The following is a 19,789-nucleotide window of genomic DNA, read 5'->3' on the forward strand; positions in this document are numbered from 1 at the left end:
TGGAAGCGTAAACTGTTAGCTAAAGTGACAATATAATTGTAACGTTCTATGAAATAGGTAAATTTTCGTCTTTACTGATACCACTAAATTCATTCTCTGTTCAATTAAGAAAATGCGAGCAGTGAGTTTTCTCTTTTGCCCTTTCTATTGAGCGCTGGAATTTAGCCGACAACTGAGTTAGGGAGCACGCCCTCTGCTCGGCCACGTGCGCTCACGTTGATTTATACTCTGTACTCATAGTGGACGAAACATTCGATGTCATTAAACCTAACGAACAAACCTTCAGTCTACTCATCCTACACAACCGGAATTAACCAGCTAAAACTCATCTCAACCAACGTGTGAGTTAATAGTTAAATACAACACCAGAAACAAAGAGAATTAAATAACTTTAATAAAACATCATTTCTCAGTGGCCCTACCGCTCCGATGTTTTGGTAAACTCAATATCACCAATGCCAATACCACCAAAACAATCCCAACCAATTCCGGAGCATTAGGTCGTTCTCCCAATAGCCCCCACGATAGCAACGCACCTAAAACCGGAACCGCCAGCGTTCCCAGACCCGCAATCGCCGCAGGCAAATTTTTCAGGATAAACATCCACAAGATCCAGGCAATAGCCGTTCCCAGTACCGCCGTATAAGCCAGCCCGCCCCACAAATAAGGGTGCCAGATAATGGGTTTAGAGTGGGTGAATAGCGCGATAACCGTTAATACTATCGCCCCCATTACCATCTGCCAGGTCGTTAAAGACAACAGATCGGTTGGGTTACGAATATACAGCCGCTTAGCGATAATCACGCTGGCTCCCCAGCTTAAGCCAGAAAGTAACGCCAGTATCGAGGCCATCATCGAACCATCAGTATTCCACGGCTGCAGAATAAATATCATGCCGCCTATCGCAATACCTGTTGCCCAGTATTGTAGCTTACTCAGGCGTTCATTAAGAAAAAGAGCCGCCAGCAAAATCACCCAAAACGGCATGGTATAGGTCAAGATAGCCACTTTACCAGCACCACCGCTCACCAGCGCCCACTGGGAAAAACCCACCATGCCTGCGGTTTGTAATACCCCAATCATAAACGTTGGAACAAGGGGAGGAGGCTTCATACCGCGATTACGCAACTTTAAGACAACCAACAGTAATACGGCCCCTAACGCACAGCGCATGGCCGCAAAATCAAATGCACCGACATAAGGCAGCCCAGATTTCATTACAATCCAGCTATAGCTCCAAATGCAGGTAAGAACAATGAGAGCAATCACTGCCGAAAGATTGAGTTTCAAAATGCCTCCCTATAAACGAGCTCAGTTCTGAATAGACTTAGCCAGGTCAATGATTCCCTGAATAGCCCCCCGCGCCTGTGGACTATTATGCCAACAGGTCGACCCCATCATTTGCGCAATCTGTTTAGTGACATCGCCAGTATCAGCCTCAGCCAATTGAGACAGTGATGAAAAACCAATCTGTTCCAGTCGGGAAATCACCGTTTCACCGACGCCTTTTATGGCAAGCATGCGTGATCTTTCCTCGGAGGAAAACATAATGGCTCCTGACAATTAAAAAGGTGAATAAAAAAACAACAGGATCATCATACGACCAAGTACCAGATAAATACAGATGATAGCCATTTAAGGATAATTAACATCCTTGATAACGCGACTTAAGGCTAACTACCTGTACCGTGACGATTTATCTCTCCTACGCCAATCACTCTCAATGATTGCCGCACTTTTTGTATGTTCATCATGATTGTATTGGGCTAATGCCTTCGATAAACTATTAAGAAATTGTTAAGAAATATCATCAAACTAGTAAAAAGAATTATTGGATCTGGTCCGGTATCGGACTTATCAAGGAGAACCAAATGGCTTCCAGCCGTGCAATAAAAGTAAATGGACAATGGATCCGTTTAGAGAATACCCCGCCAACCACCCCATTATTATACGCACTACGCAATGACCTGATGCTTAACGGCCCGAAATATGGCTGTGGTTTAGGTGAATGCGGTGCCTGCACAATATTGATTGATGGTGTAGCCACTCGCTCATGTATTACCCCGGTGTCAGCGGCCTATCAAAAAGAGGTCACTACCCTTGAAGGTATTGGTACCGAGCAGGATATGCACCCGGTACAGCAGGCTTTTGTTGAAGAACAAGCTGCCCAATGTGGTTACTGCACCAACGGCATGATTATGACGCTGGTGGCGCTGTTTGAGCGCAATCCTAATGCTTCAGAAGATGAAATTAAGCAAGAGCTGACCTATAACCTGTGCCGTTGCGGTACCCATATGGAAATTCTCAGTGCGGCTGAAAAAGCCAAAGCGCTGCTGGCAGAGAGGAAAACCGCATGAGTATGTTAGAAATAACCCGCCGTCGGCTACTTCAGGCCGGTGGACTATTAATGGTCAGCGTGGCAATGCCTATGCCATTTAAAGCATTGGCGGACGACGTGGCTAAAGGCCATGGCAAAGAGATCCCCCTCGATCAGGTGGATAGCTTTATCGCCATTTCTGCCGACGGTCAGGTCACGGTCTTTTGTGGTCACGTCGATTTAGGTACCGGTATTCGCACCTCTTTGGCGCAGATTATTGCCGATGAGCTGTATGTCCCTTTTGAAAAAATCACCATGATTCTGGGCGATACATTACGTACTCCCGATCAGGGTCCAACCATTGCCAGCGCCAGTATTCAAGTTACCGCGATACCACTGCGTAAAGCCGCGGCACAGGTACGTCAGTTCCTGCTCAAACAGGCTGCGGTTGTTTTCGCACAGCCGGTTGACAAGCTGGTGACCCAACACGGAATGATCAAGATCGTTGACAATCCAGAGCGTGAAATCAGCTATGGCGATTTAGTTAAGGGCGAGAGTTTTAATCTCACCTTAAATAACGACATTGCCTTAAAACCAACGTATGAATACCAGTTTATCGGCAAACCCATTGCCCGCGTTGATATTCCGGCCAAGGTGACCGGCGGTCTGACGTTTGTCCATGATTTTCGCTTACCCAATATGCTGCACGGTCGAGTGATCTTGCCGCCATACGGTGGCGCAGACAGTTCCGCCCCGCTGGGTGATTGCTTACTGGAAGTCGATCAATCGTCGATTGCTGACTTACCCGGCATCGTTAAAGTGGTGGTGATTAAAGACTTTGTGGCAGTTGTCGCCGAACGTGAAGAACAAGCTATTCAGGCAGCTCGTAAGCTAAAAGTAAAATGGAAAGAGTGGGCTGGGCTACCGAATCTTGAACCTGATGATCTGTTGGCAACCCTGAAGGCTCATCCGAAAAGCCCGAGAATGCTGAAAGAAGATGATGGCGTCGATGGTGCGATGGGTAAACTGACTAAAGTGGTAAATGCCGACTACGTTTGGCCTTACCATATGCACGCTTCAATCGGGCCTTCCTGTGCGGTTGCTGACGTCACTGCCGATAAAGTAGAAGTGTGGTCCGGTACCCAAAATCCACACGATCTGCGTAACGATATTGTCACTTTGCTGGCCTGCGATCGTGAGAAAGTGAATATTCACCGCATGGAGGCTTCTGGCTGCTATGGCCGCAACTGCGCGGATGATGTAGCCGGTAATGCCGCCCTGCTTTCCCGTGAAGTTGGCCGACCGGTTAGAGTTCAACTGATGCGTGAGCAGGAAAATGCCTGGGAGCCTAAAGGTACCGCACAGCTTATCCAGATCCGCGGCGGTCTGGATGCTGAAAATAATGTGGGTGCCTATGAGTTTAAAACCTGTTATCCCTCCAACGGCGCGACGTTACTGCCGCTGATTTTAACCGGCGTTGTGGCGAATACCGCCGTGACTCAGCAAATGGGTGACCGTACCGCGGTACCTCAGTACGAATATCCCAATATGCGCGTCGTTTCCGAAGATACCGCCCCGATTGTCCGGGCATCATGGATGCGCGGTGTATCCGCGTTACCTAACGTCTTTGCCCATGAATCCTGGATTGATGAACTGGCTTATCTGGCACAACAGGATCCGATTGCTTACCGTTTACGCTACCTGAAAGATCCACGGGCTATCGCGCTGATTGAAGCGTTAAAGAAACAGTCTAACTGGGTTGATGGTCCATCGTTTAACCATAAAAACAGCCAGGATGACATTGTGACCGGCAGAGGATTTGCCTATGCCCGCTACTTCCACAGTAAATTCCCTGGATATGGCGCGGCGTGGGCTGCATGGGTGATTGATATTGAAGTTAACCGTAAAACCGGCCATATCAAACCGAAAAAGATCTTTATCTCCCATGACTGCGGACAAATTGTGAATCCGGCCGGCGTTCGCCATCAGATCCACGGCAATATTATTCAGTCCACCAGCCGAGTGCTTAAAGAGTTCACCACTTTTGATAAGTCTGGTGTGACTTCGCTGGACTGGGGCGGTTATCCGATCCTGCGCTTTGACGAACTGCCTGAAATTGATATTCATTTGATTGAAAATCAGGCCGAAGCACCAATGGGCGTAGGGGAATCAGCTTCAGTACCCAGTGCAGCAGCGATTGCTAACGCGGTGTTTGACGCCACCGGCGTCCGTTTGCGTCAAGTACCGTTTACCCCTGCCCGGGTTAAACAGGCGCTGGACAACGCCGCTACGGCTAAATAATTAGCCGATAATTGGACTGAATATCGCGTCCGTCAAGCTAACTGAGCGACGGACGCCATGTGACTTTTGGACTCTGAGCGTTGACCGATAAACGCCAAATAAATGGATAAATAATGATGAGGCTTAAACGTGTATTAGGCTGGTGTGTTGCTATCGTTGCAGTGGTCGGCGTAGCCGGTCTTTGGTATAGCAGCCATCCTGAAATTGAGCCGTTAAACGCGAGCAACCCGGCCAAGTTTTCTGATGAAATGGTGGCCCGAGGCAAACTCTTGGCAGACGCTGGCGATTGTGCGGTTTGCCATACCAGTAAAGATGGCGTGACCAATACCGGTGGTTTAGCAATTGAAATTCCTTTCGGCACCATTTACACCACCAATATCACCCCAGATGTTGAAACGGGCATCGGTAGCTGGAGCTTTGACGCCTTTAAGCGTGCAATGAGAGAAGGTATCGACCGAGAAGGTAACTACCTGTATCCCGCCTTTCCATATACCGCCTTTACTAAAACCAGCGATGCGGATCTGGAAGCGTTGTACGCCTATTTGATGTCGCAAACCGCAGTGAAAAGTCATAATCCGAAAACCGACCTTTCATTTCCGTTCAATATTCGTCGTGGAATCTCAGCCTGGAACTTGCTGTTTCTCTCTCCGGGCGCCTATCAGCCAGATACTGCGCAAAGTGAAGAGTGGAATCGTGGTGCTTACTTAGTCGAAGGTTTAGGCCACTGTAGTGCCTGCCATACACCGCGTAACCTGATGTTTGCCGAGAAAACCGGCGCTGACTATTTGGGCGGCGGCGTGGCTGAAGGCTGGATTGCCCCAGCGTTAAATCAACACTCACCGTCACCGTTAGGTTGGAATAAACAAGAGCTGGTTGAGTATATGCGTACCGGTTTCTCCATTAATCATGGTGTCGCAGCGGGTCCGATGGCACCGGTGGTGAAAGAGGGATTATCGGCGCAGTCTGATGCCGATCTCATGGCTATCGCGACCTATCTGCTGTCGTTTCAAGGTTCAGAAACCAAAATACCTGACGGCGACCGAGAAAAAGCCGCGGCGGATATTAATCTGAAAGCATATAGCCAGATTGAGCCATTAACCTCTCAAGGAGCGCGTATTTTCTCCGGAGCCTGTATGGCTTGCCATAACCAAGATAGTGGCCCGGCATTAAACGGGGTTAAGCCATCAATTGCGTTAAACAGCAACCTGTATGAGTCTTCGCCGGATAATATGATTCATATTATTCTTAACGGTATTCAGTCACCGGCAACCGACAAATTGGGTTATATGCCCGCTTTCCGCTACAACATGAACGATCAGCAAATTGTCGCGCTGTTAAGTTATCTGCGGGAAGATTTTGCCAAACAGTCGGCGTGGTCGGATCTGGCCGAACGAGTGAAACAAATCAGGCTGGAGACAGAGAAGGATAACTAAACCGATAAGCTAGCCTACACTTCACATGGTTCCGATAAAAACCGGAACCGGTCGTCGTAGGCTAAGCCAACATTCGCACGGTGAATCATCGGGCTTTTCGCTAACCAATTAACGGTTAACGCCGATCTTGGTATAGGTTTTATCCGACGTTTAAACTTTTGACAGGCTACTCGTAATGCAGCACATGGAACTCGAAGTGATTCAGCGTAGCATCGGCTGGATTGAACAACAGCAACCGATATGGCTTTGTACCGTACTCAATACCTATGGTTCATCGCCGCGCGGGCCAGGTGCCATGATGTCGGCTATTTCTGCTGGTCAATTTAGCGGTTCGCTATCCGGCGGCTGTGTTGAAGACGATTTTCTTGAGCGTATTGCCAACGGAGAATTCAGACAGCCGAGTCAGATCGTTCGCTACGGTGCAGATTCACCAAGAACGTCAGTGGCGCTACCGTGCGGTGGTTCGATCGACGTATTGGTAGAATACCTGCAACCTGGGGAAGAAAGCCTTAACCACTTAAGGCATATCGAGAATGCCCTCAAAGGACAAGGCCAGTGGGTTAAGCGAGTAACGCTTCCCCACGTCAGCCAGTTACCTGAACCTTGCCAGCGGGGCTCCGGCCCGGTAGTGGAACATCACGACAACGAAGTCACTCTTTATCTCGGAGCAGTCACGCGGATTATTATTGCCGGTCTGTCGAGCGTTGGCCAATACTGCGCCCAGTTCGCCGCCGCATTAGGTTTTGAAGTGATTATCTGTGAACCTCGCCCTGAGGTAATGGAAAACTTTGCTCATCTGGATATGCCTATTCTTGATATTTTTCCTGCTCGATATATCGAACAGGGCGGGGTTCATCCCAATACCGCGATTGTCGCCTTAACGCACGATCCACGTATGGATGACTTAACCATGATGGAAGCGGTTCATACTCCGGCGTTTTATATTGGCGTCATGGGATCGGAACGCACCAGCGCCAAACGCCGACAGCGGCTGATAGATATCGGCGAACTGACTCAAGATCAACTAAGCCGTATTCATGCGCCGATAGGACTGCCCATTGGTAGCAAAACCCCGGCAGAGATTGGCATCGCCATTGTCGCAGATATTGTCAGGGTCAAGAATGGGATGTGACCTATTCCCCCTATTCAGTCTACTTTGGATAACTGACTCAGCCCGTATTTGTTAGTTCAACTATCTATTGTTCAACTATCCATTCTTTAAGTAATGAGTTCATCAAGCGGCTAGCTTTGTAGCCGCTGTACCTCTCTCCGACAATCAAACAAAAGAACGAAATATAAACTTTCGTTCAAAAATATCAGCGAAAATTATGCAATAAAAAAAGACAAACGTCCCATTAACGGTTTTTTATTGGCAAATACCCCGACTTTCGTGAACTGAATCGCTTTTTCCAGCCAAGATAAAAGCCATGAATAAAGAACAAATGAAAATTATCTGTTCATGCTACATAACAAATGTTCTAATCCTTGCTATTATTCAATGCGATAGCTTTTGTCATTGAGCAATAAATCATCATGACGCTTCACAATGTGCATGATTGACTGAAAGGGCATAAACAAATGGAAAAACAGACCGTTCCTCAAGACAATGAACTACTGACAGAAATTGCGGTGGCTTATTATCAGGATGAAATGACTCAGGAAGAGATCGCGCATAAATTCGGCATATCAAGAATTAAAGTAGGTCGATTATTAAAGCGAGCCAAGTCAGAAGGCATTGTAGAAATTACCGTACGTTACCATCCGGTATTCAGCACCCGTCTGGAACAACAGTTGATCGAACATTTTGGTCTAAAGCGCGCATTGATTGCTCTGGATAATCAGGATGAAGATGAACAGCGGCGTCAGGTCGCGTCACTGGTTTCCGGCTATCTGGCTACCAACTTAAAAGACAACACGGTACTGGCGGTCGGCCAAGGGCGAAATATTGCCGCGGTGGCAGACCACGTCAGCATCGTACCGGAAAGAAACTGCAAATTTATCTGTGGCATCGGCGGCACACATCGCCCCGGTGATGCGATTAACGCTGACCATATCAGCCGGCGTCTGGCCAAAAAATTTGGCGGTACCAGCGAAACCCTTTATGCTCCCGCCTATGTGGAAAACCGTGCGCTAAAAGAAGCCTTTATGCAAAACGGAACCATTAAAGAGACGCTGGATCGGGCAAGAAAAGCCGATATTGCTCTGGTTGGCATCGGGGATATGAATGAAAACAGCTACATGGTTAAGCTGGGTTGGTTTACACCGCAGGAAATCGTTGATGCCAGTCTGCATCAAGGGGTGACCGGTGAAATTGCCGGCTATGACTTCTTTAATTCTCAAGGCCAACCGGCCAATACCGTGATGAACGATCGCGTTATCGGCCTCAGCACTGAAGAGCTGCGCCAAATTCCTTGTGTGATTGCCATTGCCTCTGAGAGCACCAAAGCCCTGGCTATTCTTGGCGCATTACGTACCGGCGCCATTGATATTATTGCCACCAGCGCGGCCAATGCACGTACTATTCTGAATATGCTACAGCAGCAATAATATCCACCCATATCTTAATGCTTCAACTGGCGTAAATACTCTTTTTTACGCCATCTTAGCTGAATACTCTCTCATCCCCGCCATCATGACCTAGCCTCATCGGGCTCCTTCGATAGCCCACGGTTCTAAATCGTTAACCGCCCAGAATGAACATAAGATTAACAAAAATACTATTGTTCAAATCAGCAATTAATCAGATGAAATCGAGTATAAATCACACCGTTTATTAATTATTACGGGCCTAAAAAGGACTTAAAATAAGCACCGCACTCACAAACCGATCAGAATAACGCTAAAACTGAACATAAGTTTATTGACTTAACATATGAAAAGCACGAGTATAAAACAAAAGAACAGTCATTGAACTTTTGTTGTTTATTTCGCGTCAATGCCGTAGTTGAGGCAACAGTCATCACACGACTCACTCTCCTTAACCCGGTAGATAGCCGATGTGACATGGCAGCAGCAACGCGATCGAATTACCGTTAATCTGTAAAGAGGTGAAATATGTTACCCATTGCTATCGGCTGTGACGATGCGGCGATTGAGATGAAAAACCAACTGGTGAGCTATCTACAACAGAAAGGCATCAAGGTTATTGATTACAGTTGCGATCGGCAAAGTGAGCCAACGATCTATCCAGATATTGCCATGCAAGTCGCTCAGGCGATCAAAGCCGGCACCCATGAACGCGGGATCCTAATTTGCGGCACCGGGATCGGTATGAGCATCACCGCCAATAAAGTCCCCGGTATACGTGCCGCCCAGTGTCATGATGCCTACTCGGCTCAACGAGCAAGAAAAAGCAATGATGCACAAATTATCTCGTTAGGCGCGCGCGTCATCGGGTTAGAACTGGCAAAAACCATTGTCGATAACTGGCTCGATGCCGAATTTGATGGTGGTAACTCAGCGCCTAAAGTTGACAAGATCGGTTATTACGAACAACAAATGCAGCGTGGCTGACACGCGCTGTTATGCCTGGCTCACTATGAATACGGTGGGCTGGGATCACGGTTTATATATGATTAAAGGAAATCCCTTATGAACCAGCTCGAAGCACTAAAACAAGTCACCACGGTAGTGGCTGACAGTGGCGATCTTGACTCTATCCGCCAGTTTTCACCGGAAGATGCCACCACCAATCCCTCTCTGATTCTAAAAGCCGCCGAACTCCCCCAATACCAACACCTTATCGATGCCGCAATTAACGATGCTAAAACACAAGGCGGAGATAAAGCCACGCAGTTAATTAACGCCAGCGATCGGATCGCGGTGTATATCGGCGCAGAAATCGTTAACAGCATTCCCGGCAGAATTTCAACCGAAGTAGATGCTCGCCTGTCGTTTGACCGCGGAATGTGTGTGGCAAAAGCCCGTAAGCTGATTTCTCTTTATCAAAAAGCCGGCATCGATAAATCACGCATATTGATCAAGCTGGCAGCCACCTGGGAAGGGATTCGCGCAGCGGAAGAGCTGGAAAACGAAGGGATTCATTGCAACCTGACCCTGCTTTTCTCATTTGCGCAGGCCAGAGCCTGTGCAGAGGCCGGCGTCTATTTAATTTCACCGTTTGTTGGCCGCATCTATGACTGGTATCAGGCCAATCAGCCTATCACTGATTATCAGGCGGAAACCGATCCTGGCGTGGTTTCCGTTCGTCATATCTACCAATATTATAAACAGCATCGCTACCCTACCGTCATTATGGGAGCCAGCTTCCGACGCACTGAACAAATACTGGCGCTGGCCGGTTGCGATCGCCTGACCATTTCCCCTGCTCTGCTAAAACAGTTACAGGAGAGTAACGGTTCGGTAGCCAGAAAGTTAGCGCCTACCAACGAAGTCCTCAATCCCCCCAGTAAAATGACCGAAGCGGAGTTTCGCTGGCAGCATAATCAGGATCCGATGGCGGTGGATAAATTAGCTGAAGGTATTCGTCTGTTTGCCGCCGATCAGCAAAAGCTGGAAACCATGCTGGCAGCGCGTCTGTCGTCAGATAAGATAAAAATTTAACTTCTTGGGATAAATAAACTGATATAACTATAGCCCTCAATAATAACAAGACGTTTAATTTATCCTGATATCCCTTATTTCAATGGAGTTAATCATGCCTTCTCATAAAGAACTCGCTAACGCTATCCGCGCCCTGAGTATGGATGCGGTGCAAAAGGCCAATTCCGGCCATCCCGGTGCCCCGATGGGCATGGCGGATATCGCCGAAGTGCTGTGGCGCGGTTTCCTGAACCATAATCCAACTAACCCTAACTGGGTGAATCGCGACCGCTTTGTACTTTCCAACGGCCATGGCTCAATGCTGATTTATAGCCTGCTACACCTGACTGGCTATGACCTGTCTATTGATGACCTGAAGCAGTTCCGTCAGCTCCATTCGCGCACCCCGGGCCATCCGGAATACGGCTATGCGCCGGGCGTAGAAACCACTACCGGCCCGCTGGGTCAGGGTATCTGTAATGCGGTGGGTATGGCGATTGCTGAACGTACCTTAGCGGCGCAGTTTAACCGTCCAAACCATGAGATTGTCGACCATTACACTTATACCTTTATGGGTGATGGCTGCATGATGGAAGGGGTTTCCCATGAAGCTTGCTCACTGGCAGCGACCCTGAAGCTGGGCAAACTGATTGCGTTTTATGATGACAACGGTATCTCTATCGACGGACACGTTGAGGGCTGGTTTACCGATGATACGGCGATGCGTTTTGAAGCCTATGGCTGGCACGTGATTCGCGGTATTGATGGTCATGATGCAGACGCTATCCGTCAGGCGGTTGAGCAAGCACAAAAAGAAACCGGCAAGCCTTCTCTGTTAATGTGTAAAACCGTGATTGGCTTCGGTTCACCGAATAAAGCCGGTACTCATGACAGCCATGGCGCACCGTTAGGAGCCGCTGAAGTAGCCGCTACCCGTGAAGCATTAGGCTGGAAATATGAGCCGTTTGTTATTCCTCAGGATATCTATGCCGACTGGGATGCGAAAGCCGCCGGTCAGGCCAAAGAACAGCAGTGGGATAAGCAGTTTGCCGCCTATCAGGCCGCCCATCCAGCTTTAGCCGCTGAGTTTAAACGTCGTGTGAATCATGAACTACCGGCGAACTGGGCCAGCGAAGCGCAGACGTTTATTGAACAGCTTCAGGCTAACCCAGCCAACATTGCCAGCCGTAAAGCCTCACAGAATGCCCTGGAAGCCTTTGGTAAAGTGTTACCGGAATTCCTTGGTGGCTCAGCCGACTTGGCCCCCAGCAACCTGACCATGTGGTCGGGCTCGAAGTCAATTGTTGACGACCTGGCGGGTAACTATATCCATTACGGCGTACGTGAGTTTGGTATGTCGGCCATCATGAACGGGATTGCGCTACACGGCGGATTTATTCCTTACGGCGCCACCTTCCTGATGTTTATGGAATATGCCCGTAATGCGGTACGCATGGCAGCGCTGATGAAAATTCGCAGCGTGTTTGTCTATACCCATGACTCCATTGGTCTGGGTGAAGATGGCCCAACGCACCAGCCGGTAGAGCAAATGGCTAGTTTGCGCCTGACGCCAAATATGAGCACCTGGCGTCCGTGTGACCAGGTTGAATCGGCAGTGGCGTGGAAATATGCCATTGAGCATTTAACTGGCCCAAGCGCGCTTATCTTCTCTCGTCAGAATCTGGTTCAACAGCCGCGCACCGCGGAGCAATTGGCGAACGTGGCGCGGGGCGGCTATATCCTGAAGGATTGCGCTGGAGTGCCTGAGCTGATTCTGATTGCCACTGGCTCTGAAGTGAGTCTGGCGGTTGATGCAGCGGCGAAACTGACGGCAGAAGGTCGTCAGGTGCGCGTGGTTTCCATGCCATCAACCGAAGTGTTTGACCGTCAGGATGAGAACTACCGTGAGTCGGTGCTGCCGTCAGCGGTAAGCGCACGCGTGGCCGTGGAAGCGGGTATTGCCGATTTTTGGTTCAAGTATGTGGGCTTAAATGGCCGCATCGTGGGCATGCACAGCTTCGGCGAATCTGCACCGGCAGACCAGTTGTTTGCTGAGTTTGGCTTTACGGTGGATAACGTGCTGACGCATGCGCGTGCGTTGTTGAAGTAAGATTGTTTTAACGTGTAATGAGCCCCGATATCAATATCGGGGCTTCTGATTGATAACAAAGTCCTAATATACTCAATCGTAGGGAGAGTTTTACAGGCAACATTCTGTAGCCTGCCCTTCGGGCCAACACTGAGTGTTGTTCAACGCTAAGGCGTTGTCCGTTGGGGTCGTAGCAGCTTTAGCTGCCGACAAATTTGTCAGGAACAAATTTGAACAGCACTCGTGCTGGCCCGTAGGGTGAGACACATGAATGTGTCTCATAACGGCCCCTAAGAAGCCTAGGCCCGACGCCCGTCGAACTCAAAAACATTACCCTCGTCCGTAAGGAAAAGCGAATATTCCAGCGTTCTCTTTACGGACGAAACATTCACTGAATTCAAATTAAATGATTTTAGCTACATCCTAAGCCCTGACAGCCATGTCATACCTTATGTACTTATCAAACGGTACTCATACATCATCGCCCAGCTTTCCCCCATCACCTCAATAACCTCAATAACCTCGGTTAATATCTGCCAAATATTGCTCTACGCTATAGGGAGGGATAATATGCATCGATTAGCTTTCAGACCCGACTCTGATGCCTTACTTCAAATAAACAGCATATTTACTCAATCCTATTCAGCGCGTTACGGGAGAAAAAATGAGCCATGGCATCACATTAATGATTGTTGCATTCGGCGGTGCCGTTGGTGCTATCAGCCGTTTTCAAATCACCCATTGGTTTACCCAGTGGTTTGGCAATAATTTTCCCTATGCCACTCTCGCGGTCAACGTCGGTGGCTCACTGATTATGGGGTTACTAATGTCAGCCTTGGCCAATGGTTCATTAATTTCACCCCACTGGCGTCCATTAATTGGCGTTGGTTTTCTCGGGGCGTTAACCACCTTCTCAACCTTTTCATTCGATACGCTGCTGCTGTTTACTCAGGGAGAATGGCTTAAAGCAGTGCTGAATATTTTGCTCAACGTTATCCTGTGTCTGATCGCCGTTGCAGTTGGTTACCAGCTATTACTCAAGGCTCAATAATTTTGGTTTTTTTGGCCTCTATCAATAATGTTTTCTGCTAGTGATGTTATCCTGCCCAACGCTTTTATATAACATCAGTTTTTCTGTAAAGATGTTAAAATAAAGCTCAGAAACGGCGAAAATACTTAATTTCTTCTGTTTCAGCATACTGAACTTTGGTAGAGTGCATTCACCTTTTTGCCCGGTATACAACCAAAACCATAACGGTACACCGGCAAAAATTAACAAAACTGATATTCAAGCCTGAATTTAACCATGGCTTACTCATTTAGCTGTAGATTACTTAGCGTCAAAAGAAGTCTGTGGATGTTCAGGTCATGCACCATGCCAGATGCAGGTCTTACTTTAGCAAGAGATATCTCTAGCAAACGTTTATTCCCCTTCGGGGCTATATTCCGGTTATACCCATGTTTTAGGAATACAAAATGGATGTAATACACACGCTCTGGCAGGCACTTTGGCATCATGATATTGCCATGTTGACTAACCCCTCTTTAGTCTGGACGTTATACGGCATACTTTTTACCATTCTACTGTTAGAAAACGGTGTCTTACCGGCGGCTTTTTTGCCTGGCGATAGTTTGTTATTGCTGGTAGGCGTGCTGGTTGCCAAGGGTGCCATCAACTATCCGTTAGCCGTTGTGATTCTGACCGCCGGCGCCAGTATTGGTAGCTGGATTGGTTTCCTTCAGGGGCACTGGTTGGGTAACACAAAAGTGGTGCAAAACTGGCTTTCCCACATTCCCTCCCATTATCATCAGCGTGCGCACAATCTGTTTCACCGCCATGGTCTGGCGGCCCTGTTTATCGGCCGTTTTCTGGCGTTTGTCCGCACACTGCTCCCGACCCTTGCTGGCATTTCTGGCCTGAACAGCGGTCGTTTTCAGTTCTTTAACTGGATGAGCGGTTTCCTGTGGGTGGTTATCCTAACCAGTCTGGGCTACGCATTAGGTAGCACAAAAACCTTCGACCGTTATGAAAACGAACTGATGAAAGGTTTGGTGCTTCTGCCCATCGTACTGTTGGTCTTAGGACTAGTGGGTTCTATCATTGTTATTTGGCGTAAAAAGCGGGAATCTAAAGCCAATAAATCCGAATAACCGCTGCCGTTGTAACAACATCAATTTCTCATCACCACCAGCGTAGTTAAAAACTGATTGCGTTGGTGGTTATCTCTTTGACTAGTCAAGATAAATAGCCATCATTTCACACTACCACCGTTAGCCTCGCCAACAAGAACAGCACAATTTCGCCTTTAACAAGCCTCGATTATGGGCTATGTTTATTAACACATTTCGCTAAAATAAAGGATATATCCAAATGGCACAGCAAAAAGAAAGTACTTCTGAATTACTTCGTGAAGAGCTGGAAACACTGGCGGACACTTTGGAAGAACTCCTGCACTCCTCAGGCGATAAACCTAAAGCCGAAATAGATAAATTACGTTCTAAAGCTGAAGGCTTATTAAAAAATACCCGTTCGCGCTTAACGGAAACCAGCGGAAAAATTGTCGATCAAACCAAAGAGATCGCCGATAAAGCCGATAACTATGTACATGAAAAACCTTGGACCGGCGTAGGTATTGGTGCCGCCGTTGGTTTAGTGCTCGGTGTTCTGCTAACGCGCCGTTAATCATGGCCAATTACTCCTCCTCTCAGGGCCCCGGCAAGGGTGCCCTGAGCACCATCCAACGTATTTTTACTTTGCTACACGGCATGGTGCAAACGCGGTTGGAATTACTGGCCGTTGAGCTGGAAGAAGAAAAAGTCCATCTGACTCAGCTCCTGATAATGGTGGGCTTAACGCTGTTGTTCGCCGGTTTCTTCTTAATGGGTCTATTTATTCTGGTCTGTCTGGCCATCGATCCTGCATACCGAGTCTTGGCGCTGTCTGTTATCACCGGCACCTTGTTCCTGCTGACCTTAATCGTCGGTATTTGGACCATGGTAAAAGCTCGACGCGTGACTTTCCTGAAAGAAACACGTACTCAGCTAAAGCTGGATCGCCATGCGCTAAAGGATGAGCAATGAATAAGAAATCACGTGAGTTAAAAAAAGCGTTGCTGGTGGATAAAATTACTCGGCAGCGCACTGAACTGGCTCAACAGTGTGATGCGTGGCTGGAATATACCGCCGATATCGACAGAGGATGGCTCACGCTATTCAAGTATCGCAAAGTTGCCGCCATCGGCGTTGGTGTAGTGGCGGTGGTCAGCCTACGTCATCCGAAAAAACTGATGGTTTGGGGTCGCCGTGCATTCGGTATATGGACAACGGTGAATCTGGTTCGACAGAATCTCAGCGCCAAGTAGTTCATTTCTCGCCCTTTCTAACTTTTCTAATCTCGCTCAACAATCCCACAGTAAAATTGAGGCATTCTGCCGATATCACCCGATAATTTTAGCGAAGAACTCAACAATCTTGATATACCAGCGCTCTTAGCACCTTCTCTTGCTCAATTTTTTTGAATTAATTATGCAATTCTTCTCGCTAACAAGTTTTTGTCAGTTGAACTACGATTACTTCATCGAAACGAAACAATGTTCATTCATGATTATTTCGAATGAATGTATTTATTATCAATTTTGGTTCTGGAGTTAAGAGTAGAAATGAAAAACGTAAATAATCTGGCGATTCTGATTGCTCGTGTTCTTATGCCGATTCTGTTCATCGTTGCCGGTTATGGCAAATTAGGTGATGCGTATGCTGGCACTCAGCAATATATGCAATCTATGGGCGTCCCTGGATTCCTGCTACCACTGACTATTTTACTTGAACTGGGCGGTGGTCTGGCGATATTACTGGGTTTTCTGACCCGTACAACTGCGTTATTTACCGTATTCTTTACTTTAATGACCGCGTTTATCTTCCACATTAACTTTGAACAAGGTGCTAACCAGTTAATGTTTATGAAAAACCTGACCATTGCTGGCGGTTACCTGTTACTGGCTGTCACCGGCCCAGGTGCATGGAGCATCGACGCCCTACTGAAGAAAAAGTGGTAATTCCTTTCTTACCAATGGGCCGTGCACATCCTGCACGGCCCATTGATTTTTAGCACTAATCAGAGCGATAGAGAGTATCGCCATACTTACCGCTCAAACTGAGCTATACCTTTATTACCCACCAACTTATCTGCGGAGGTACATCATGGGACAGTTAGTAAACGGAATCTGGCAGGATGTTTGGTACGATACAAAATCAACTCAGGGTCATTTTAAGCGTACAACGCCGCAGTTTCGCAACTGGATAACGGCGGACGGTCAACCCGGTCCAAGCGGTGACGGTGGTTTTAAGGCTGAGGCTGGCCGTTATCACCTGTATGTTTCTCTGGCCTGCCCGTGGGCTCATCGCACGCTGCTCATGCGTAAGCTAAAAGGTCTGGAACAGATGATCTCTGTTTCCGTGGTACACCCTTTAATGTTGGAACACGGATGGACATTCGCTACTGACTTTGCAGAGGCGACGGGCGATACCCTGTTTGGCTTTGACTATCTCTATCAGGTCTATCTCAAGGCCGCCCCTGATTATACTGGCCGGGTGACGGTTCCTGTGTTGTGGGACAAACAAAAAAATACCATCGTTAGCAACGAATCCTCTGAAATTATTCGCATGCTCAACAACGCATTTGATAGTCTGGGTGCTAAACCTGAAGATTACTATCCTGACGCGCTACGCAGTGAGATCGACAGTCTGAATGACTGGATCTATGCCAATGTTAACAATGGTGTTTATAAAGCAGGCTTTGCTACTGAGCAGCAAGCCTATAGCGAAGAAGTACAGAACGTGTTTCAAGCGCTGGATAAACTGGAAAAAATTCTGAGTCACCAGCGTTACCTGACAGGCAGTCAGCTAACCGAAGCCGACCTGCGGCTCTGGACCACGCTGGTACGTTTTGATCCGGTTTACGTCACCCATTTTAAGTGTGACTATCAGCGCATCAGTGATTATCCAAACCTGTATGGCTTCCTGCGTGATATCTATCAGATGACCGGCATTGCGGAAACCGTGAGTTTCCCACATATCCGCCATCACTATTATTGCAGCCACAAGACGATCAACCCGACCGGCATTATCTCTATCGGGCCAAAGCAAGATCTTAATGCGCCACACGATCGCCGTGACCGCTTCTCTGAGAAATAAGGAGAACCTAATGAGCAATCAACAATATCGTACTATCAGGCAGGTATTTTCTGCGCTGGCCACCGAGGACGGAGCCGGCGTTAGCCTTAAACGTGCGCTGGGCCAAACTGACGGTCAGAGGATGGATCCTTACCTGATGATGGATGTCTTTTTCTCTGACGATCCACAAGATTATATCGCCGGATTTCCCGATCATCCTCACCGCGGCTTTGAAACCATCACCTACATGTTGGAAGGCAATATGCTGCATGAAGACCACGTTGGGCATCGAGGTGAATTAAAAACCGGCGGTATTCAATGGATGACCGCGGGTCGGGGGATTATTCACTCAGAAATGCCCCAACAAATTGATGGTGAAATGCGCGGCTTCCAAATTTGGCTGAATTTGCCGCGCAGCGAGAAAATGAAAGCGCCCAGCTATCAAAATTTCGATGCCGAGCAGTTACCCAATATTTCACTATTGGAGCAGGGTCAAATCATCCTGATTGCTGGTTCTTTAACGCTGGATGGCGATACGTATACCAGCCCGGTTCAGGCGCAAGCGACCCAACCACTGATCGCCGATATTCGACTGGAAGCCCACGGTGAAGTGCATATCCCAATTCCTACCGGTCTTAATGCGCTGCTCTATCTGTTCGAAGGTGAAATTGAAGTTGGCGGCCATACCCTACAGTTTGATCAAACGGCTATTCTCAGCGATGGCGATATGGTTCATCTCAAAGCGGGTATTCTCGGTGGTCGAGTGATGCTGCTGGCAGGTAAACCATTGAATGAACCGATAGTGCAATATGGGCCGTTTGTCATGAACAGCGTGGAAGAGATCCAACAGGCGATTGATGATTACAATAGTGGTAAGTTTATCTCATAGCGCCAAAGTAGGAACGCAATACAACTTCTGAGACGGCTGATAAACCTTTTTTAAAATTGGGTCTTGTGGATATTCCGGTCGTAGCTAATGTTGAGAAAATATCACCATCTCGCACGACCGGGCTGGTGTATTCTCGACTCCGTAATATAACGTCCCCATTTTATCTATCCGACTGACTTCTTCTTCGTCGACCAACCCACGGCAAAAATAATTAATACGCCGCCCAGTAACATGCGTAGTCCAGGTTGTTCGTGGAACAGCATCCACGCCACCAAAATCGCATACACCGGTTCCAAAGCGATTATTAACGCCGCCGTACGGGCATTAATCACTTTCAGACCGTTAATAAAAAAGCTATAGGAGAGTCCGGTACACAATAGCCCCAAACAGGCTATCCATACCCAATCCAGCCACGGCACCAGTGGAATATCGCTAAAGGCAAAAGGAAGTAAACACAGTATCGCCGATAGATTTTCCCACCAGTTAACCTGTACTCCTGACATTTTAGCCGCCACATTACGGTTGCCGATGGTCAGTAAGGCATAGATAAAGCCTGAGGCAATACCCCAAATCAGCCCTTCGGTGGCACGATCAGAAAAATCAAAGCTGGGGGTAACCAACACTAAGCCGAGGGAAACCAAACCAATCAACGTATATTCTGTGCGGGTCAATTGTTCGCGGTATAACACGCTTTCCAATATGGCAACAAAAGCGGGGAAACAGGCAAAACCCAACGTAGCTACCGCGACACCGCCCACTTTGATACCAAGAAAGAAAGTCACCCAGTGCGCCACTAACAACAGGCCCATTGCCATCAGATTAAAAATGCGTTGCATGCTAACGCCATGCCAAGGCATACGGCGCGATTTCACTAACAACAGCGATAATGACAGCAGGGCAAAAAATGCCCGACCAAAGACCAGCACAGCAACGCCGCTCAAAATCAGCTTACCGAAAATACCGGATATGCCGAACAGAAGCGCGGCGATATGTATTTGAATAAGGGCACTACGACGCGTCATAGTCCAACCTGAAATCACTGAAAG

The 19,789-nt window shown here is 47.9% G+C and carries 19 protein-coding genes; 16 read left to right on the plus strand and 3 right to left on the minus strand.

Annotated features, from left to right (window positions below; translation table 11 throughout):
• Positions 1-402 precede the first annotated feature (402 nt).
• Together EL341_RS14290 and EL341_RS14295 are read right to left on the minus strand one after the other, a co-directional pair.
• On the minus strand, positions 403-1,290 hold the full coding sequence (locus EL341_RS14290) for a DMT family transporter (RefSeq protein ID WP_232036566.1): 888 nt from the start codon (positions 1,288-1,290) through the stop codon (positions 403-405).
• A gap of 21 nt (positions 1,291-1,311) precedes the next feature.
• Entirely contained in the window at positions 1,312-1,521 is a 210-nt protein-coding gene (locus tag EL341_RS14295; protein WP_373994779.1) for a helix-hairpin-helix domain-containing protein, read from the minus strand.
• A 350-nt stretch (positions 1,522-1,871) separates the two neighbouring features.
• On the opposite strand from EL341_RS14295, the gene EL341_RS14300 reads away from it, so the two are divergent.
• The 16 genes from EL341_RS14300 to EL341_RS14375 all read left to right on the plus strand — a co-directional run bounded on the left by EL341_RS14300 (position 1,872) and on the right by EL341_RS14375 (position 18,743).
• On the plus strand, positions 1,872-2,357 hold the full coding sequence (locus EL341_RS14300) for a (2Fe-2S)-binding protein (RefSeq protein WP_047781939.1): 486 nt from the start codon (positions 1,872-1,874) through the stop codon (positions 2,355-2,357).
• Positions 2,354-4,618 (plus strand): xanthine dehydrogenase family protein molybdopterin-binding subunit, encoded by a 2,265-nt coding sequence (locus EL341_RS14305; protein WP_126468096.1) that lies wholly within the window; start codon positions 2,354-2,356, stop codon positions 4,616-4,618. The genes EL341_RS14300 and EL341_RS14305 overlap by 4 nt, the downstream gene beginning before the upstream one ends.
• A gap of 113 nt (positions 4,619-4,731) precedes the next feature.
• On the plus strand, positions 4,732-6,051 hold the full coding sequence (locus tag EL341_RS14310; RefSeq protein WP_126468098.1) for a c-type cytochrome: 1,320 nt from the start codon (positions 4,732-4,734) through the stop codon (positions 6,049-6,051).
• Between the two features lie 175 nt (positions 6,052-6,226).
• Complete coding sequence (locus EL341_RS14315) at positions 6,227-7,183, plus strand: XdhC family protein (RefSeq protein ID WP_126468100.1); 957 nt, start codon at positions 6,227-6,229, stop codon at positions 7,181-7,183.
• A 446-nt stretch (positions 7,184-7,629) separates the two neighbouring features.
• Entirely contained in the window at positions 7,630-8,598 is a 969-nt protein-coding gene (locus tag EL341_RS14320) for a sugar-binding transcriptional regulator (protein ID WP_047781943.1), read from the plus strand.
• A 507-nt stretch (positions 8,599-9,105) separates the two neighbouring features.
• Entirely contained in the window at positions 9,106-9,564 is a 459-nt protein-coding gene (rpiB, locus tag EL341_RS14325; RefSeq protein ID WP_074821669.1) for a ribose 5-phosphate isomerase B, read from the plus strand.
• A gap of 78 nt (positions 9,565-9,642) precedes the next feature.
• Positions 9,643-10,614: a transaldolase gene (gene tal, locus EL341_RS14330; protein WP_126468102.1), complete on the plus strand. Its 972-nt coding sequence runs from the start codon at positions 9,643-9,645 to the stop codon at positions 10,612-10,614.
• A gap of 94 nt (positions 10,615-10,708) precedes the next feature.
• The gene (gene tkt, locus EL341_RS14335; RefSeq protein WP_047779943.1) at positions 10,709-12,703 is read left to right on the plus strand and encodes a transketolase; all 1,995 of its coding nucleotides are present in this window, start codon (positions 10,709-10,711) and stop codon (positions 12,701-12,703) included.
• A 643-nt stretch (positions 12,704-13,346) separates the two neighbouring features.
• Entirely contained in the window at positions 13,347-13,733 is a 387-nt protein-coding gene (gene crcB / locus EL341_RS14340) for a fluoride efflux transporter CrcB (RefSeq protein ID WP_047781947.1), read from the plus strand.
• A 425-nt stretch (positions 13,734-14,158) separates the two neighbouring features.
• A complete protein-coding gene (locus EL341_RS14345; RefSeq protein WP_047781949.1) occupies positions 14,159-14,833 on the plus strand; it encodes a DedA family protein in 675 nt (224 codons plus the stop codon).
• A 220-nt stretch (positions 14,834-15,053) separates the two neighbouring features.
• Complete coding sequence (locus EL341_RS14350; RefSeq protein ID WP_047781950.1) at positions 15,054-15,365, plus strand: DUF883 family protein; 312 nt, start codon at positions 15,054-15,056, stop codon at positions 15,363-15,365.
• Between the two features lie 2 nt (positions 15,366-15,367).
• On the plus strand, positions 15,368-15,763 hold the full coding sequence (locus EL341_RS14355) for a phage holin family protein (protein WP_047781951.1): 396 nt from the start codon (positions 15,368-15,370) through the stop codon (positions 15,761-15,763).
• Positions 15,760-16,044: a YqjK-like family protein gene (locus EL341_RS14360; RefSeq protein WP_074821662.1), complete on the plus strand. Its 285-nt coding sequence runs from the start codon at positions 15,760-15,762 to the stop codon at positions 16,042-16,044. The genes EL341_RS14355 and EL341_RS14360 overlap by 4 nt, the downstream gene beginning before the upstream one ends.
• A gap of 297 nt (positions 16,045-16,341) precedes the next feature.
• Positions 16,342-16,737, plus strand: coding sequence for a DoxX family protein (locus EL341_RS14365; RefSeq protein WP_047781953.1), 396 nt, complete (start codon positions 16,342-16,344; stop codon positions 16,735-16,737).
• 145 nt (positions 16,738-16,882) lie between these two features.
• On the plus strand, positions 16,883-17,875 hold the full coding sequence (locus tag EL341_RS14370) for a glutathione S-transferase family protein (RefSeq protein ID WP_074821659.1): 993 nt from the start codon (positions 16,883-16,885) through the stop codon (positions 17,873-17,875).
• Positions 17,876-17,885: 10 nt separating this feature from the next.
• Complete coding sequence (locus tag EL341_RS14375) at positions 17,886-18,743, plus strand: pirin family protein (protein ID WP_047781955.1); 858 nt, start codon at positions 17,886-17,888, stop codon at positions 18,741-18,743.
• A 164-nt stretch (positions 18,744-18,907) separates the two neighbouring features.
• Here EL341_RS14375 and EL341_RS14380 read toward each other — a convergent pair whose 3' ends face one another.
• Positions 18,908-19,765, minus strand: coding sequence for a DMT family transporter (locus EL341_RS14380; protein WP_074821656.1), 858 nt, complete (start codon positions 19,763-19,765; stop codon positions 18,908-18,910).
• Positions 19,766-19,789: the final 24 nt, after the last annotated feature.

It is taken from the genome of Pragia fontium (genome assembly GCF_900638655.1).
GTDB classification, from domain to species: Bacteria; Pseudomonadota; Gammaproteobacteria; order Enterobacterales; family Enterobacteriaceae; genus Pragia; species Pragia fontium.

Excerpts from the sequence above, each read along its gene's own strand:
- EL341_RS14295 (WP_373994779.1), bottom strand. The coding sequence starts at position 1,521 with ATGCTTGCCATAAAAGGCGTCGGTGAAACGGTGATTTCCCGACTGGAA.
- EL341_RS14300 (WP_047781939.1), top strand. The coding sequence starts at position 1,872 with ATGGCTTCCAGCCGTGCAATAAAAGTAAATGGACAATGGATCCGTTTA.
- EL341_RS14305 (WP_126468096.1), top strand. The coding sequence starts at position 2,354 with ATGAGTATGTTAGAAATAACCCGCCGTCGGCTACTTCAGGCCGGTGGA.
- EL341_RS14310 (WP_126468098.1), top strand. The coding sequence starts at position 4,732 with ATGATGAGGCTTAAACGTGTATTAGGCTGGTGTGTTGCTATCGTTGCA.
- EL341_RS14315 (WP_126468100.1), top strand. The coding sequence starts at position 6,227 with ATGCAGCACATGGAACTCGAAGTGATTCAGCGTAGCATCGGCTGGATT.
- EL341_RS14320 (WP_047781943.1), top strand. The coding sequence starts at position 7,630 with ATGGAAAAACAGACCGTTCCTCAAGACAATGAACTACTGACAGAAATT.
- rpiB (WP_074821669.1), top strand. The coding sequence starts at position 9,106 with ATGTTACCCATTGCTATCGGCTGTGACGATGCGGCGATTGAGATGAAA.
- tal (WP_126468102.1), top strand. The coding sequence starts at position 9,643 with ATGAACCAGCTCGAAGCACTAAAACAAGTCACCACGGTAGTGGCTGAC.
- tkt (WP_047779943.1), top strand. The coding sequence starts at position 10,709 with ATGCCTTCTCATAAAGAACTCGCTAACGCTATCCGCGCCCTGAGTATG.
- crcB (WP_047781947.1), top strand. The coding sequence starts at position 13,347 with ATGAGCCATGGCATCACATTAATGATTGTTGCATTCGGCGGTGCCGTT.
- EL341_RS14345 (WP_047781949.1), top strand. The coding sequence starts at position 14,159 with ATGGATGTAATACACACGCTCTGGCAGGCACTTTGGCATCATGATATT.
- EL341_RS14350 (WP_047781950.1), top strand. The coding sequence starts at position 15,054 with ATGGCACAGCAAAAAGAAAGTACTTCTGAATTACTTCGTGAAGAGCTG.
- EL341_RS14355 (WP_047781951.1), top strand. The coding sequence starts at position 15,368 with ATGGCCAATTACTCCTCCTCTCAGGGCCCCGGCAAGGGTGCCCTGAGC.
- EL341_RS14360 (WP_074821662.1), top strand. The coding sequence starts at position 15,760 with ATGAATAAGAAATCACGTGAGTTAAAAAAAGCGTTGCTGGTGGATAAA.
- EL341_RS14365 (WP_047781953.1), top strand. The coding sequence starts at position 16,342 with ATGAAAAACGTAAATAATCTGGCGATTCTGATTGCTCGTGTTCTTATG.
- EL341_RS14370 (WP_074821659.1), top strand. The coding sequence starts at position 16,883 with ATGGGACAGTTAGTAAACGGAATCTGGCAGGATGTTTGGTACGATACA.
- EL341_RS14375 (WP_047781955.1), top strand. The coding sequence starts at position 17,886 with ATGAGCAATCAACAATATCGTACTATCAGGCAGGTATTTTCTGCGCTG.
- EL341_RS14380 (WP_074821656.1), bottom strand. The coding sequence starts at position 19,765 with ATGACGCGTCGTAGTGCCCTTATTCAAATACATATCGCCGCGCTTCTG.